This is a genomic window from Mycobacterium sp. BMJ-28, from assembly GCF_054404835.1.
The window spans coordinates 1,593,802-1,609,590 of record NZ_CM136783.1; the positions used below are offsets into that span (position 1 = coordinate 1,593,802).

12 protein-coding genes are annotated in these 15,789 nt (G+C 68.4%); 7 read left to right on the plus strand and 5 right to left on the minus strand.

Features of this window, described 5'->3' with window-relative positions; genetic code table 11:
* The first annotated feature begins 3 nt into the window (after positions 1–3).
* A complete protein-coding gene (locus ACXPWS_RS07930) occupies positions 4–360 on the plus strand; it encodes a DUF3817 domain-containing protein (protein WP_458711917.1) in 357 nt (118 codons plus the stop codon).
* Positions 361–373: 13 nt separating this feature from the next.
* Positions 374–1,261, plus strand: coding sequence for a tetratricopeptide repeat protein (locus tag ACXPWS_RS07935; protein WP_458711918.1), 888 nt, complete (start codon positions 374–376; stop codon positions 1,259–1,261).
* 76 nt (positions 1,262–1,337) lie between these two features.
* Here ACXPWS_RS07935 and glgB read toward each other — a convergent pair whose 3' ends face one another.
* Positions 1,338–3,533 (minus strand): 1,4-alpha-glucan branching protein GlgB, encoded by a 2,196-nt coding sequence (gene glgB, locus ACXPWS_RS07940; protein WP_458711919.1) that lies wholly within the window; start codon positions 3,531–3,533, stop codon positions 1,338–1,340.
* A 4-nt stretch (positions 3,534–3,537) separates the two neighbouring features.
* Positions 3,538–5,607, minus strand: coding sequence for an alpha-1,4-glucan--maltose-1-phosphate maltosyltransferase (locus ACXPWS_RS07945; protein ID WP_458711920.1), 2,070 nt, complete (start codon positions 5,605–5,607; stop codon positions 3,538–3,540).
* Positions 5,608–5,774: 167 nt separating this feature from the next.
* On the opposite strand from ACXPWS_RS07945, the gene glgP reads away from it, so the two are divergent.
* The 3 genes from glgP (at position 5,775) to ACXPWS_RS07960 (ending at position 10,055) form a co-directional block, all read left to right on the plus strand.
* Positions 5,775–8,384 carry an alpha-glucan family phosphorylase gene (gene glgP, locus ACXPWS_RS07950; protein ID WP_458711921.1) on the plus strand — a complete coding sequence of 870 codons (2,610 nt, stop codon included), beginning with the start codon at positions 5,775–5,777 and terminating at the stop codon, positions 8,382–8,384.
* Positions 8,381–9,232: a Vgb family protein gene (locus tag ACXPWS_RS07955; protein WP_458711922.1), complete on the plus strand. Its 852-nt coding sequence runs from the start codon at positions 8,381–8,383 to the stop codon at positions 9,230–9,232. Before glgP ends, ACXPWS_RS07955 begins: the two co-directional genes overlap by 4 nt.
* Before the next feature lie 100 nt (positions 9,233–9,332).
* Positions 9,333–10,055: an MspA family porin gene (locus tag ACXPWS_RS07960; RefSeq protein WP_458713451.1), complete on the plus strand. Its 723-nt coding sequence runs from the start codon at positions 9,333–9,335 to the stop codon at positions 10,053–10,055.
* On the opposite strand, the gene ACXPWS_RS07965 is transcribed toward ACXPWS_RS07960, so the two are convergent.
* The 3 genes from ACXPWS_RS07965 to ACXPWS_RS07975 are packed head-to-tail and all read right to left on the minus strand — an operon-like array spanning position 10,052 to position 14,785.
* Positions 10,052–11,488 (minus strand): neutral zinc metallopeptidase, encoded by a 1,437-nt coding sequence (locus ACXPWS_RS07965; protein WP_458711923.1) that lies wholly within the window; start codon positions 11,486–11,488, stop codon positions 10,052–10,054. The two genes, ACXPWS_RS07960 and ACXPWS_RS07965, sit on opposite strands and share 4 nt — an antisense overlap.
* Positions 11,489–11,531: 43 nt before the next feature.
* Positions 11,532–13,508 carry an ATP-dependent DNA helicase gene (locus tag ACXPWS_RS07970; protein WP_458711924.1) on the minus strand — a complete coding sequence of 659 codons (1,977 nt, stop codon included), beginning with the start codon at positions 13,506–13,508 and terminating at the stop codon, positions 11,532–11,534.
* Positions 13,505–14,785, minus strand: a complete 1,281-nt coding sequence (locus ACXPWS_RS07975; protein WP_458713452.1) for a nicotinate phosphoribosyltransferase — start codon at positions 14,783–14,785, stop codon at positions 13,505–13,507. The genes ACXPWS_RS07970 and ACXPWS_RS07975 overlap by 4 nt, the downstream gene beginning before the upstream one ends.
* Before the next feature lie 104 nt (positions 14,786–14,889).
* On the opposite strand from ACXPWS_RS07975, the gene clpS reads away from it, so the two are divergent.
* Positions 14,890–15,204 (plus strand): ATP-dependent Clp protease adapter ClpS, encoded by a 315-nt coding sequence (clpS, locus tag ACXPWS_RS07980; RefSeq protein ID WP_458711925.1) that lies wholly within the window; start codon positions 14,890–14,892, stop codon positions 15,202–15,204.
* A gap of 4 nt (positions 15,205–15,208) precedes the next feature.
* Complete coding sequence (aosR, locus tag ACXPWS_RS07985; protein WP_458711926.1) at positions 15,209–15,787, plus strand: oxidative stress transcriptional regulator AosR; 579 nt, start codon at positions 15,209–15,211, stop codon at positions 15,785–15,787.
* Positions 15,788–15,789 lie beyond the last annotated feature (2 nt).

A 15,789-nucleotide genomic window follows, 5' to 3' on the forward strand; every position in this document is an offset into this window, starting at 1 on the left:
GGCATGGCAAGCATTGTGAGCGGAAACCGCGCCGCCGGCTGGTTCCGCCTGGTGGCCGGAGCCGAAGCTGTCAGCTGGGTCGGCCTGCTGGTCGGGATGTATTTCAAGTACCTGGGCACACCCCGCACCGAGATCGGTGTGAAGGTGTTCGGGCCGATTCATGGCGGCATCTTCATCGCCTTCGTGGTGCTGGCGGTATTGGTCGGGCTGGCGTTCAAGTGGTCGCTGTCGACGTGGGTGCTGGCGTTGCTGGCCAGCATCGTGCCGTTGGCCAGTGTGATCTTCGTCATCTGGGCGGATCGCAGCGGCAAGCTGGGCCGGCGGATGTCACCGGCCGGGTCCGCTTCGCCGGCGACGTGACAGAATTATCGGTGTGACACGACCCCGGTCTTCTCTCGGTCCCGCGCTGGCTGGCGCTGTCGATCTGTCTGCCCTGAAACAACCGCCGCCGTCCGCGCGGGCTGCGGCGGCCCCGTCCGGCGCCGTCGAGGTGACCGAGGCAAATCTCGAAGCCGAGGTGCTGGTCCGCTCCGGTGAGATACCCGTCGTGGTGCTGCTGTGGACGCCGCGCAGTGAGGCCAGCGCCGCGCTCGGTGACGCGCTGGCCGAACTCGCCCAGGCCGACGGCGACCGGTGGGCGCTGGCCTTGGTCAACGTCGATACCACGCCGCGGGTGGCGCAGATGTTCGGTGTGCAGGCGGTGCCCACCGTGGTGGCGCTGGCCGGTGGGCAGCCGGTCGCGAGCTTCCAGGGGCCCCAGCCGCCCGAGCAGCTCCGGCAGTGGATCGATTCGCTGCTGCAGGCCACGGCGGGCAAGTTGCGCGGCGGACCCGCAGACGAACCCGACCAGGCCGACCCCGAACTGGAAGCCGCCCGCGCGCACCTGGACAACGGCGATTTCGACGCCGCGCTGGCCGCCTACCAGGACATCCTGGCGGCCAGGCCCGGGGATGCGGAGGCGTCCGGGGCCATCCGTCAGATCACCTTCCTGCAGCGGGCCACCACCCGCAATCCCGACGCGGTTGCGGTGGCCGACGCCGCACCGGGCGACATCGAAGCCGCCCTCGAGGCGGCCGACGTCGAGATCCTGCAGCAGAACGTCGCGGCCGCGTTCAACCGGCTCATCGCGCTGATCAAGCGCACCGCGGGCGATGACCGCACGGCCGTGCGCACCCGGTTGATCGAACTGTTCGAGTTGTTCGATGCGGCCGATCCGGATGTGATCGCCGGCCGGCGCAATCTGGCCAACGCGCTGTACTGACTTCGCCGAGATCGACGAACCGCCGCAATCCACTCGCACTTTGTGGCCCAAAGGTGGGTTTGGGCCACCGGGGAACTCAGGCGGGTTCGAACCAGAGCGCGGCTAGCGGCGGCAGCGACATCACCGCCGACGCGGGCCTACCGTGCCACGGTTCGGCGGTGGCCTCGACCGCGCCGAAATTGCCGATACCCGAACCGTTGTAGATGGTCGCATCGGTGTTCAACACCTCGCGCCAGGAGCCGGCGTGTGGCAGCCCGAGCCGGTACTGGGCGTGCTCGCTGCCGGAGAAGTTGAAGACGCAGGCCAGCACCGAACCGTCGTCGCCGAAACGCAGGAAGCTCAGCACGTTGTTCGCCGAATCGTTGGCGTCGATCCACGAATAGCCCTCCGGCACGGTGTCCCGGGACCACAGCGCACGACGGCTGCGGTACAGCGCGTTGATATCGGTCACCAGCCGCTGGACGCCGGTGGAGAAGCTCTGCTCGCCGAGCTGGTACCAGTCCAGCCCGCGCTCCTCGGACCATTCGGCGCGCTGGCCGAATTCCTGGCCCATGAACAGCAGCTGCTTGCCCGGATGGGCCCACTGGTAGGCCAGCAGCCCGCGCACCCCGGCCGCCTTGTTGTGGTCGTTGCCCGGCATCCGGCCCCACAGCGTGCCCTTGCCGTGCACCACCTCGTCGTGGCTGATCGGCAGCACGTAGTTCTCGCTGAACGCGTACAACATGGAAAACGTCATCTCGTGGTGGTGGAAGCTGCGGTGAATCGGGTCCCGGCCGATATAGGCCAGGGTGTCGTTCATCCAGCCCATGTTCCACTTCATCGAGAAGCCCAGGCCGCCAAGGTTGGTCGGCCGGGTGACGCCGGGCCACGAGGTGGATTCCTCGGCGACGGTGACGATGCCGGGGTGGATCTTGTGCACCGTGGCGTTCATCTCCTGGAGGAACTGCACCGCCTCAAGGTTCTCCCGGCCACCGTACTTGTTGGGCGTCCAGCCGCCGGCGGGCCGCGAATAGTCGAGGTACAGCATGGAAGCCACCGCATCCACCCGCAGCCCGTCGATGTGGTACTCCTGCAGCCAGTACAGTGCGTTGGCCACCAGAAAGTTGCGCACCTCCGACCGGCCGAAGTCGAAAACGTAAGTGCCCCAATCGAGCTGCTCGCCGCGGCGGGGGTCGGCGTGTTCGTAGAGGGCGGTGCCGTCGAACCGGCCCAGCGCCCAGGCATCCTTCGGGAAGTGGGCGGGCACCCAGTCCACGATCACCCCGATGCCGGCCTGGTGCAGGGTGTCGACCAGGTGCCGGAAATCGTCGGGCGTGCCCAGTCGTGACGTCGGTGCGTAATAGGAGGTGACCTGGTAGCCCCACGACCCGCCGAACGGATGCTCGGCGACCGGGAGCAACTCCACATGGGTGAAGCCCTGCTGCACCACGTATTCGGTGAGCTCGGTCGCCAGCTGCCGGTAGCTGAGTCCCGGCCGCCACGACAGCAGGTGGACCTCATAGGTGCTCATCGGCTCGAACACCGGGTTGCGCAGCACTCGCTCGGCCATCCAGTCGCCGTCGTTCCACTCGTAGCTGCTGGTGGTGACGCGCGACGCGGTGTGCGGGGGAACCTCGGTGGCGAACGCCATCGGGTCGGCGCGTTCGGTGACCACGCCGTCGGCGCCGTGCACGCGGAACTTGTAGAGGCCGTCGATCGGGAAGTTGGGCCAGAACACTTCCCACACCCCGGACGAACCCAGGCTGCGCATCGGCGCGTCGTGGCCGTCCCAATGGTTGAACTCGCCGATCAGGCTGACGCCCTTGGCATTCGGGGCCCAGACCGCGAAGGAGACACCGTCGACCGGGCCGTCGGCGGTGGTGAAGGTGCGCGGATGGGCGCCCAAGATCTCCCACAGCCGTTCGTGCCGGCCCTCGGCGAACAGGTGCAGATCGATGTCGCCGAGGGTGGGCAGGAAGCGGTACGGGTCGGCCACGGTGAGGGCGGGTGCACCCGGGTAACCCACCTCGAGCCGGTAGTCGATCAGATCGGTGATGGGCACGGCAACGGCGAACAGACCGCCGTCGAGGTGGGCGGCCTCGTAGCGCTCCCCGCCGATCAGCGCGGCGACCGTTTCGGCATGCGGGCGCAGGGCCCGGATGACGGTGTGGTCGCCGTATTCGTGGGCACCCAGGATCGAATGCGGGTCGTGGTGCTCACCGGACAGCAGTCGGTGCAGGGCGGCATCGTCGGGCCGCAGGTGCGTGCTGGTGACAGTTTTGGTGCGGGTCATCGGCTCACTCCCTTCGCAGTAGGTCGAGTCGGGCGTCGTGCGGGATCAGCGGCATGTTGATGACGTGCGCGACGCTCTTGACGGGGTCCAGGCGTACGTAGTTGGCCTGGCCCCACTGGTATTCCTCGCCGGTCACCTCATCGCGCACCCAGAACCGTTCGTAGGCCTCCATGCCCAGCGCGCTCATGTCCAGCCAGAGGGTGCCCTCTTCGGGTCCGAAGGCGTTCAGGCTCACCACCACCAGGACGCAGTCGCCGCTGACCGGATCGAACTTGCTGTAGGCCAGTAGAGCGTCGTTGTCGATATGGTGGAACTTGATGGTGCGCAACTGGGCCAGGGCCGGGTGCAGGCGCCGAATCTCGTTGAGCCGGGCCAGGAACGGCTCCAGTGAGTGACCTGAGGCCAATGCGGCCTCGAAGTCGCGTGGCCGGAGTTCGTACTTCTCGGAATTCAGGTATTCCTCGCTGCCGGGTTTCACCGCGACGTGTTCGAACAGTTCGTATCCGGAGTACACCCCCCACGCCGAACTGAGCGTTGCGGCAAGTGCGGCCCGGATGGCGAACATGCCGGGCCCGCCGTGCTGCAGCGACTCGTGCAGGATGTCGGGAGTGTTGACGAACAGGTTGGGGCGCGCGGTGTCGGCGTACTCGGCGATCTCCTCGCCGAACTGGGTGATCTCCCACTTGGCGGTGCGCCAGGTGAAATACGAATAGGACTGGGTGAAGCCGAGTTTGGCCAGGCCGTACAGCCGTGCCGGCCGGGTGAACGCCTCGGACAGGAACAGCACGTCCGGGTTCTCGTCCTTGACCTTGCCGATCAGCCAGGCCCAGAAGTTCGGCGGTTTGGTGTGCGGGTTGTCCACCCGGAAGATCTTGACGCCGTGCGAAATCCAGTGCCGAACCACCCGCAGCACCTCCGCGTAGAGGCCCGCGGGATCGTTGTCGAAGTTGATCGGGTAGATGTCCTGGTACTTCTTCGGCGGGTTCTCCGCGTAGGCGATGGTGCCGTCGGGTAGCACGGTGAACCACTCCGGATGCGACCGCGCCCACGGGTGATCTGGCGCACATTGCAAGGCCAGGTCCAGCGCCACCTCCAGGCCATGATCCTTTGCCGCAGCGACGAAATCATCGAAGCCTTCGATGCCGCCCAGATCGGGGTGCACGGCGTCATGACCGCCCTCGTCACTGCCGATCGCCCATGGCGAACCGACGTCGCCCGGCGCCGCGGTCACGGAGTTGTTGCGGCCCTTGCGGTGCACCTTGCCGATCGGGTGGATGGGTGGCAGGTACACCACGTCGAAGCCCATCCGGGCGATCCGCGGCAGATCCTTGGCTGCCGTGGCGAAGGTGCCGTGCACCGGGTTTCCGTCGCCGTCCCAGCCCCCGGTGGACCGCGGAAACAGCTCGTACCACGACGAGAACCGGGCCAGTGGCCGGTCCACCCACACCCCGAATTGCTCACCGCGGGTGAGGAATTCACGTAGTGGATATTTCTGCAGCAGATCGCCGATCGCGGGGGACAGGGCATCTGCGGCGCGGGTCAGCGGATCCCCCGGCGCACGCAGGGCCGCGGCCGCATCCAGCAGCGGCTGGCGCTGCTCGCGCGGGACGCCGGTCGCCGCGCGTTCCAGTAATTGGGCGCCGACCAGCAGGTCGTTGGACAGTTCGGTCTGGCCCTGGCCGGCGTCGAGTTTGGCGGTGACCGCCTTGCGCCAAGTGCTGATCGGGTCACCCCAGCCGTCTACCCGGAAAGTCCAGAGCCCAATCCTGTCCGGGGTGAACTGGCCGTGCAGCACATCCGGTGTCCGGCCCGGCGTCATCGGCAGGGCCTGCGGTTTGATCCGCGGTGGCGTCACCGGCGCCGGGGGACCGGGGGCGACTCCGGGCGGATCGGTGACCAGTTTCGGATAGGCCGACCCGTGATAGCGCACCACGAGCGTGGAGGCCACCGCGTCGTGGCCTTCACGCCATACCACCGCACTGACGGGGACAACCTCGCCGACCACAGCTTTGGCGGGGAAACGTCCGCCGGACAGTACGGGCTCGACGTCATCGATCTCGATACGACCGGGCACCCGTTCAACTCCCTTTTGGTGGGCGCGGCTTCGCTCGCCACGCTTCGATGACCACCGTAGTAGTCCGTCGGTCCCAGAGTGCCCGATGAGCTCACTCTGTAATCCAACCCTGGGCCTTCGTTCTGGACGGCCTGCGCTGCCGTGAATTGTCAGTAAGGTGAGGTCGCGTGAAAGCTCTTCGCCGGTTCACTGTCCGAGCCCACCTCCCTGACCGACTCGGTGCGCTGGAGCGTCTGTCCAACAATCTGCGGTGGTCATGGCACAAACCGACCCAGGACCTGTTCGCGACCATCGATGCGGAGCTGTGGCAGCAGGTCGGCCAGGATCCCATCGCGCTGCTCGGGGGCGTCAGCCCGAAACGCCTGGACGCGTTGGCGGTCGACGACGGGTTCTTGAACCGCATCGACGATCTGGCCGCGGATCTGGACAACTACCTGACCCGCCCGCTGTGGTACCAGGAGAAACAGAGCGCCGGGGACCCGCTGCCCAGCGGGATCGCCTATTTCTCCATGGAGTTCGGTGTCGCCGAGGTGCTGCCGAACTATTCTGGCGGCCTTGGCATTCTCGCCGGTGACCACCTGAAGTCCGCATCCGATCTGGGCCTGCCGCTGATCGGCGTCGGCCTGTACTACCGGTCCGGCTATTTCCGCCAGTCGCTGACCGCCGACGGCTGGCAGCACGAGAATTATCCCTCGCTGGATCCGCAGGGTCTGCCACTGCGGCTGCTGACCCGCGCCGTCGGTGACCCGGTGCTGATCGACCTCGCGCTGCCCGACGGCGCGCAACTGTTCGCCCATGTCTGGGTGGCCCAGGTGGGCCGAATTCCGTTGCTGCTGCTGGATTCCGACATCGGCGAAAACGAGCACGAGCTGCGCACCGTCACCGACCGGCTGTACGGCGGTGACCAGGAACACCGCATCAAACAGGAGATCCTCGCCGGGATCGGCGGCGTCCGGGCCATCCGGGCGTACACCGAGATCGAGGGCCGTCCGGCGCCCGAGGTGTTCCACATGAACGAGGGGCACGCGGGTTTCCTCGGCGCCGAACGCATTCGTGAGCTCATCGACGCCGGACTGGATTTCGACACCGCCCTCACGGTGGTGCGCTCGTCGACGGTGTTCACCACCCACACGCCGGTGCCGGCCGGCATCGACCGGTTCCCGGTGGAGATGGTCAAGCGCTATTTCGGTGCCACCCCGGCCGGGACGAATTCGGCCCTGCTGCCCGGCGTTCCGCTGGACCGCATCATCGCCTTCGGCGCCGAGGACGATCCGTCGAAGTTCAACATGGCTCACATGGGCCTGCGGTTGGCGCAGCGCGCCAACGGCGTGTCACTGCTGCACGGCCGCGTCAGCCGGCAGATGTTCAACGAGCTGTGGCCGGGATTCGACACCGCCGAGGTGCCGATCGGCTCGATCACCAACGGGGTGCATGCCCCCACCTGGGCGGCCCCGCAGTGGGTGGAGCTGGCACGCGAGCTGATCGGGAGCGACGACCTGGGTTCGCTGAACGAGGCGCAGACCTGGCAGCGGCTGCAACAGGTCGATCCTGGCCATCTGTGGTGGATCCGTTCCCAGCTGCGCGCCCTGCTCGTCGAGGATGTCCGGTCCCGGCTGCGCCGGTCCTGGCTGGAGCGCGGTGCCTCGGAGGCCGAGCTGGGCTGGATCGCCACCGCCTTCGACCCCGATGTGCTGACCGTCGGGTTCGCTCGCCGGGTGCCCACCTACAAGCGGTTGACGCTGATGCTGCGGGATCCGGACCGGCTGGAGAAACTGCTGCTCGACGAGAAGCGGCCGGTGCAGCTGATCGTGGCAGGTAAATCGCATCCCGCCGATGACGGCGGCAAGGCCCTCATCCAGCAGATCGTGCGGTTCGCCGACCGTCCCGAGGTGCGGCATCGCATCGCGTTCCTGCCCGATTACGACATGTCGATGGCGCGGTTCCTCTACTGGGGCTGCGATGTCTGGCTGAACAACCCGCTGCGCCCGCTGGAGGCGTGCGGCACGTCGGGCATGAAGAGCGCGCTCAACGGCGGGCTGAACCTTTCCATCCGCGACGGGTGGTGGGACGAGTGGTACGACGGCGAGAACGGGTGGGAGATCCCGACGGCCGACGGCCTGGCCGACGAGAGCCGGCGTGACGACATCGAGGCCGGCGCGCTTTACGACCTGCTGGAATCCTCGGTGACGCCGAAGTTCTACGAGCGCAACGAACATGGTGTGCCGACCAGGTGGGTAGAGATGGTGCGCCACACCCTGCAGGCGCTCGGACCCAAGGTGCTGGCATCGCGGATGGTGCGCGACTACACCGAGAAGTACTACGCGCCCGCGGCGCAGTCGCTGCGTGCCACCATCGAACCCGACGGTGAACCCACCGGGGCGCCGTTCGGCGCGGCCAGGGAACTGGCCGATTACCGGCAGCGGGCGGTGCAGGCGTGGCCGAAAATCCAGATCACCGATGTGGACAGTTACGGCCTGCCCGATACCCCGCTGCTGGGCAGCGAGCTGACCCTGACGGCGTCGGTGTTCCTGGCCGGGCTGGCCCCCGACGAGGTCGTGGTGCAGGCCGTGCTCGGCAGCGTCGACGGCGCCGACATCCTGCAGAATCCGGTCACCGTGCAGATGACGCACACCGGGTCCGGCGATGGTGGAAATCAGATCTTCTCCACCACGACGCCGCTGCCCGCGGCCGGATCCGTCGGGTACACCGTGCGGGTGCTGCCGCACCACCGGTTGCTGGCCGGCACGGGTGAACTCGGGCTCGTCACACTGGCGTGAGCCGGGTCCTCGACATCGCCGTGCCCGGCGGCCCCTACGCGCTGGCCGCCGGGCCCGACGGCGCCGTCTGGGTGACGCTGGTGCACAGTGGCGAGATCGCGCGCATCGCGCCCGGCGGCGCGCTGGACATCTATCCGGTGGATCCGCAGAGCAAGCCGTCGATCATCGTCGCCGGTCCGGATGGTGCGCTGTGGTTCACCCGCAGCGGCGACGACCGAATCGGCCGCATCGGGGTGGACGGCGCGCTCAGTGACATTCAATTGCCTTATGGCAGTGCGCCGTTCGGGCTCTGCGTGGGGCCGGACGAGGCGCTGTGGTTCACCGCGATGTCCTCGGGCGCGGTGGGCCGGATCGATACCGGCGGCGAGGTGGATCTGGTGGCCGTCCCCGGCGGCAGCCCGGCGATGATCACCGCGGGCCCCGATGGTGCCGTGTGGTTCACCCTCAACCAGGCGAGCGCGATCGGGCGGGTGGACTCGGCAGGCAAGGTGAGCATCCGGCAGACCCCGACACCGTCGGCCGGGCCGGTGGGTATCACCGCGACCCACGACGACGCGGTGTGGTTCACCGCCGTCCGCGCCGACAAACTCGGCCGCATCCCGATGAACGAGGCCATCCAGGAACTCGAGCTACCCGGTAAACCGCACGCGGTGGTGGCCGACCAGGCCGACGGCGTCTGGGTCAGCCTGTGGGGCGCCGACCAGCTCGCCAGGGTCGGTGCGGACGGCGAGGTGGCCACGATCGACCTGCCCGCGGGCAGCGAACCACACGGACTGATGGTGGCGCCGGACGGTGCGCTGTGGGTGGCCCTGGAATCGGGATACGTACTGCGTCTGCCCGTCGGGTGAGCATCGCGGGTTTCGGCACACCCGGGACCGCCGAGAAGGCGGTTGGGTACATTCCGAGAATTGTCTTCTTGGAACTGTCCTGAAAGGGGCCGCCGTGCTCATTCGGTCGATGACGCTCGGCGCCAGTGCCGTCGCACTCATGGTGTGCGTGCCCCTCTGCGCCGGTGTTGCGGTGGCCGACCCGGTGATCGAACCGGTCGCCGACGCCCCGCTCGATCCTGACGCGGTACCGCCCGTCCCGGTGGATGACGGCAAGGTCGCGTCGGCGCCGCCACAGACCATCAAGACACCCGACGGCTGGACGCTAACCGTGTCGTCCAAGGACGAGACCCAGATGGCGATCGCACCGCTGACCACCGCGATCTCCTCGCGGGAGTACACCGCGGGCGGCGTCTTCAACGGCGCTCTGGTGGCGCCGAACGGCGAATCACCGCGCGGTGTACTCGAGGTGGGCTACCAGATCGGCTGCGGGATCGACATGAGCACGTCCAACGGTGTCACGCTGACCGGCTCGGTCGGTATGACCAGTGGCCTCGGTCTGAGCGGGCCGCTGGGTGCGCTGCCGACCGGCGCGGCGCCGATCTTCTCCATCCCGGTCACCGGTGGCATCGCGGTCGCGATGAAGCCCGGTCTGGTCAACATCGTCCCGGTGGTGAAGAAGGAGTTCAAAGGACCCGATCCCTGGGTGATGGTGTCCAATTTCCACATCAAGATCGACGGCTGTGTGGGCCAGTCCTATCTGCGCTCCTACGCCGTATTGACCCGATCCACCGACCAGTCCGACGTGGTGCTCGGCTACTACGGCGTCACCAAGCAGGTTTAACGGAACCGCTTGAAACAGCGGTCCTCATCGCCCAGCACGCCCACCCGGAATGCGTCGATCCGGGAGAATCCGGACGGCACGGATTCGCCGTTCACATCGCTGGCCACCAGGCCGTTGATCAAGATGCCGGAGACTGCCTCGTCCACGTCGCCCGCGGTGAGCTGAATCGTGTTGCCGTCCGGGGTGTTCACCTCGTGGGTCATCTTCACCGTGGCCACCCCGGTGAGACAGGCGGTGCGCAGCGCGGCCGCGGCGCTGTCGAGGGCCAGCCCGCCGTGCTCATGCTGGATCGCCTGCATGTAGCGGGACACCAGCACCGAGTAAGCGGTGTTGTCACCCGTCGTCAGGCCGGTGCCGTGCTCGTCATCGGATTGGGTGCCCATCGACTCCAGCGCGTGCAGATCCACCGAGATGCGGTTGGTCGCTGGGCAGAACGTCACCGCCGCGTCCGAGTGCGCGTCGGAGCAGTCGGGCCGGTCGAAGGTCAGCTCCGGCGGGCTCGTCGGAGCGAACAGGATGCCCATCGCGTCGAAGACGGACCGCACCGACGCCTCGGTGATCTGCAATTCACCGGACTGGTCCTCCGGGAGCAACACCGGCAGGTCGCCCCTGCGCTGTTTGATCTCGGCCGGATCGATGGCCGCGCACGACGAGGCGCCATCGGTGAAACCGGTCTGGAAGGCCGACACCCGTTCGAACGCCGAACCGTGTTCATCCTCGCCGACGGCCGAGTCACCCTCGTTCAGCAACGGGTCGCGGAACGAGATCATCGCCGCCAGCAGCTTGTTCAGCCCGTCGCCGGTGGACAGCGTGAACCGGGTGGAGTGGCCCTCGGCCACCCAGCGCATGTACACCCCGGCCAGGCAGTCGGCCTGCTGTTCGGAGACCAGGGTGGGGGTGGACTTGCGGGCCATCTTGGCCTGCTCCTGCACCGAATGTCCGTACTCGTGGGCCAGCACCATGGTGACGGCCATATCGCCGTTGGCCTTGCGCAGCGAGGGCATCAGCACGCCGCGATCCCAGCCGATGGTGTTGTCGTCATGGCAGAACGCCGCGTTGACCAGGTTGTAGGTGTCCGAGCCGCAGAACTCGCCGTCGAAACCGTCGGCATCCCAGGAGATCAGTTCGTCGACGGGGGTGAACTCGCCGTCGAAGGCCTGCGGATAGGCCTGCGTCCAGAACTCCTCGATGTCGCTGACCGAACTCGCGGCCAAGCGGTCGATTTCGCCACCGTCGGTGTCGCGTGCCTCCCTGGTGGGTTCGGCGGCGTCGTCACGCAGGCCGGTGGGCCCATCGGTGGCGGGCATGCCGGCCACCCGGAACGGGTCGGCGAACACCGATACCGCTGTGCCCTGCAAGGTGTGTGCGCAGGACGTCGCCAGCAGCAACGCGCATGCGGCGAACACGGTCCCCGCCACCCGTCGGCCATTCATGACCGAAACAATAGGTGACCAGCGGCTTGCGGGGGCAGATTGATCAGTCGCCGCGCAACCGGTGCAGTGCCGCCATCACCCGGTCGGTGTCGGTGGTCGCCCAGAACGGCGGCAGCGACGAGCGCAGGTAGCCGCTGTAGCGGGCCGTCGCCATCCGTGAATCGAGGATCGCGACGACGCCGCGGTCGTCGGTACGGCGCAGCAGCCGGCCCGCGCCCTGGGCCAGCAACAGGGCGGCATGGTTGGCGGCGACCGCCATGAATCCGTTGCCGCCGCGCGCGGCGATGGCGCGCTGCCGCGCGGTGAGCAACGGGTCATCCGGGCGCGGGAACGGGATCCGGTCGATGATCACCAGCGACAGGGACGGCCCCGGCACGTCGACGCCCTGCCACAGCGAGAGCGTGCCGAACAGCGAGGTGGCGTGGTCGTCGCTGAACCGCTGCACCAGGGTGGCGGTGGAGTCCTCGCCCTGGCACAGCACCGGGGTGTCCAGCCGCCCGGTCATCGCCTCGGCGGTGGCCTTGGCCGCCCGCATCGAGGAGAACAGGCCCAGCGTGCGTCCGCCGGCCGCGGTGATGAGTTCGGCGATCTCGTCGAGCTGCGCGGGGCTGGTGCCGTCGCGGCCCGGGGCGGGCAGATGCTTGGCGACGTAGAGGATGCCGGATTTGGCGTGTTCGAACGGCGAACCGACATCGATTCCGCGCCACGGGCTTCCGTCGTCCCCGCCGAGCCCCCAGCCGGCGGCCATCGCCTCGAAATTGCCGCCGAGGGTCAGCGTGGCCGAGGTCAGCACCACGGTCGAACGCGCAAAGATCCTGGTACGCAACAAGCCGGATACCGTCAGCGGCGCCACCCGCAGCATCGCCCGCTTGCCGGCGCTCTTGGTCTCCTCGTGTTCCAGCCACACCACGTCGAGCCGGTCGGGGATGGCCGGCACGAAGGAGTCCAGCATCCGCGACGCGATGTCGCCGATCTCAGTCACCGCGGTGACCGCCTCGGTTCGTGCGGCGGCGGCCTGCGGGTCGGTGGGCGAGGTGTCGATGGCCGTCCGGACGGCGTGCGCGGCGTCGCGCAATGCCGTCAGATAGGTACCCAGCTCGTCGTCGAGAAAGTCGATGCGCCCCGATTCGCCGTCATGGATGGCCGCGGCCAGGGTGGCCCCGGCGGCGTCCAGCCGGTCGGCGAGTTCATCGCCGACCAGTCGGCCGATGCGCCGCTGCGCGGCGCCGAGCATGGTGGCCGACAGTTCGCCGGTGGCCACCCCGGTGACCCGGTCGACGAGTTCATGCGCCTCGTCGACGACGAGCAGCTGGTGTTCGGGCAACACCGATGCGTCGGCGATGGCGTCGATGGCCAGCAGTGCGTGGTTGGTGACCACGATGTCCGCGGTGCCGGCCTTACCCCTGGCCCGTTCGGAGAAGCAGTCGGTCCCGAACGGGCAGCGCGATACGCCGATGCATTCGCGCGCCGACACGCTGACCTGGCTCCAGGACCGGTCCGGCACCCCGGGCACCAGTTCGTCGCGATCACCGGTCTCGGTGTCCGACGACCATTTCGTCAAGCGCTGCACGTCGCGGCCCAGCGCGGTCGCGGCGACCGGGTCGAACAGTTCCTCCTGCGGCCGGTCCTCGGCCGGCCCGGTGTTGGCCCCGTTGTGGATCTTGTTCAGGCACAGGTAGTTTCCGCGGCCCTTGAGCAGCGCGAAGGTGGGTTTGCGGGGCAGCGCGGGAGCCAGCGCGTCGGCCAGCCTGGGCAGGTCGCGGTCCACGAGCTGGCGCTGCAGCGCGATCGTGGCGGTGGACACCACCACCGGGGCGTGCCCGGAGGCGGCGCGTGCGATGGAGGGCACCAGGTAGGCCAGCGACTTGCCGGTCCCGGTGCCGGCCTGCACCGCGAGGTGCTCGCCGGTGTCGAAGGACCGCGCCACCGCTTCGGCCATCTCGATCTGGCCGTCGCGCTGGGTGCCGCCGAGCGCGGCGACCGCGGTGGCGAGCAGGTCGCCGACCGGGGTGCCGGTCACGCCGGCGTGACCAGGCGGGTGGGGATGGCCGGGTCGCCCTTGGACAGACCCAGCCCGTCCCAGGGCAGGCTGAGCAGGCCCGCGGCGACACGGTCGCGGGCGGCCGACAGGTCTGTGTCGCGGGCTTGGGCGACGTCCGTCTGGTGCACCCGCTCGCCGGCCCGCACCAACTCGACCGTCAGCGGCTTGACGGTCAGCCCGGCCGGCGTCTCGGGCTGGTGGCCCGCCCGGTGCACGACCTCCTCGACCACGGTGCCCGACGGCTTGGCCAGTCGCAGCGCCGCCTTGCGGCCGCCGTGAGATTCCTTGTGCGCGCTGCGTTTCTGGACGGGCAGGCCGTCCACCTCGACCAGCTTGTAGACCATTCCCGCGGTGGGCGCGCCCGATCCGGTCACCAGCGAGGTGCCCACGCCGTAGCTGTCGACGGGTTCGGCGCGCAACGCCGCGATCGCGAATTCGTCGAGATCGCTGGAGACCACGATCTTCGTTCCGGTGGCGCCCAGGGCATCGAGTTGGTCGCGGACCTGCCGGACGAGCACACCGAGATCGCCGGAGTCGATGCGCACCGCACCTAGTTCGGGGCCGGCCACGGCGATCGCGTTGGCCACGCCGGCGGTGATGTCGTAGGTGTCCACCAGCAGGGTGGTGCCCACCCCCAGGGCGTCGACCTGGGCCTTGAATGCGGAACGCTCGTCCGGGCCGGCGTCCGTGGTGTGCAGCAGGGTGAAGGCATGCGCACTGGTGCCCAGTGCGGGGACGCCGTACTCGCGCTGGGCGGCCAGGTTCGAGGTGCCGGCGAAGCCGGCGATCCAGGCGGCGCGCGCGGCGGCGATCGCGGCGCCCTCGTGGGTGCGCCTCGATCCCATCTCGATCAGTGGCCGGCCTTCGGCGGCGCTCACCATCCGCGCGGCCGCCGACGCGATGGCGCTGTCGTGGTTGAGGATCGACAGCACAAGGGTTTCCAGCACGACGCATTCGGCGAAGCTGCCGTGCACCGAGAGCACCGGGGATTCGGGAAAGTACAGCTCGCCCTCGGGGTAGCCGTCCACGTCGCCGGAGAACCGGTAACCGCGCAGATAGTCCAGGGTGGCGGGGTCGAGGAAGTCGGCGACCGAGGCCAGGGCGCCGTCGTCGAAGGTGAACTCCTCCAGCGCTTCCAGGAACCGGCCGGTACCGGCGACCACGCCGTAGCGCCTGCCCTCGGCGAGCCGGCGGGCGAACACCTCGAAGGTGCAGCGCCGGTGCGCGGACCCGTCCCGCAGTGCGGCCGCGAGCATGGTCAGCTCGTACTTGTCGGTCAACAACGCGGTGCTCACCTGACAAATCTATCGGTACGGTTCCGATTCTCAGGCGATGACCGCGCCCCGGTATCGTGAGCGCCATGGTTACCCCAGCGCGGACTCGTCCGGGTACCCGTGAGGAGCACAAGGCCGACACCGGCCGCGAAGAAGACGCCGCCACGGACAGTCCGTGGGTGACGATCGTCTGGGACGATCCGGTCAATCTGATGTCCTACGTGACGTACGTGTTCCAGAAGCTGTTCGGTTACAGCGAGCCGCACGCCACCAAACTGATGCTTGCGGTGCACAACGAAGGCAAGGCCGTCGTGTCGGCAGGCAGCCGCGAGTCCATGGAGGTCGACGTGACGAAATTGCATGCCGCCGGCCTGTGGGCGACGATGCAGCAGGACCGCTGAGCGCGTGCGTAGATGGAAGCGGGTGGACGGTCCCACCGGCCCGCGGTTCCGGTCGGCCCTGGCCGCTCATGAGGCGGCGCTGCTGCGCAACCTGGTGAGCTCCATGGTGGACATGCTCGCCGATCGCGAATCCACCGCCCCGTCCGACGAGCTGGCCGATATCACCGGCATCCGGACCGGTCATTCGCAGCCGCCCGAGGACGACACCATGAGGCGGCTGCTGCCGGACTTCTATCGGTCCCGCAGCGAGCACCCGGCCGGCGCGACCGCGGCCGAAAGTCTCAATCGCGCGCTGCGCAGCTTGCACGAGCCGGCCATCATTGATGCCAAACGCGAAGCGGCGCAACGACTTCTGCAGACCCTTCCGGAGAGTGGCGGCAAGCTCGAGCTGGTCGAGGCGGACGCGCAGGCCTGGGCTTCGGCGGTCAACGATGTGCGGCTGGCGCTGGGTACCATGCTCGACATCGGTCCCGACGGGCTCGACCATCTGCCACCCGAACATCCGATGGCCGGTCACCTCGACGTCTACCAGTGGCTGACGGTGCTGCAGGAGTACCTGGTCCTCGGGATGATGGGCCGATGAGC

Coding starts and splice junctions, on each gene's coding strand:
- ACXPWS_RS07930 (WP_458711917.1), top strand. CDS start 4: ATGGCAAGCATTGTGAGCGGAAACCGCGCCGCCGGCTGGTTCCGCCTG.
- glgB (WP_458711919.1), bottom strand. CDS start 3,533: ATGACCCGCACCAAAACTGTCACCAGCACGCACCTGCGGCCCGACGAT.
- ACXPWS_RS07965 (WP_458711923.1), bottom strand. CDS start 11,488: ATGAATGGCCGACGGGTGGCGGGGACCGTGTTCGCCGCATGCGCGTTG.
- ACXPWS_RS07975 (WP_458713452.1), bottom strand. CDS start 14,785: ATGCTCGCGGCCGCACTGCGGGACGGGTCCGCGCACCGGCGCTGCACC.
- clpS (WP_458711925.1), top strand. CDS start 14,890: ATGGTTACCCCAGCGCGGACTCGTCCGGGTACCCGTGAGGAGCACAAG.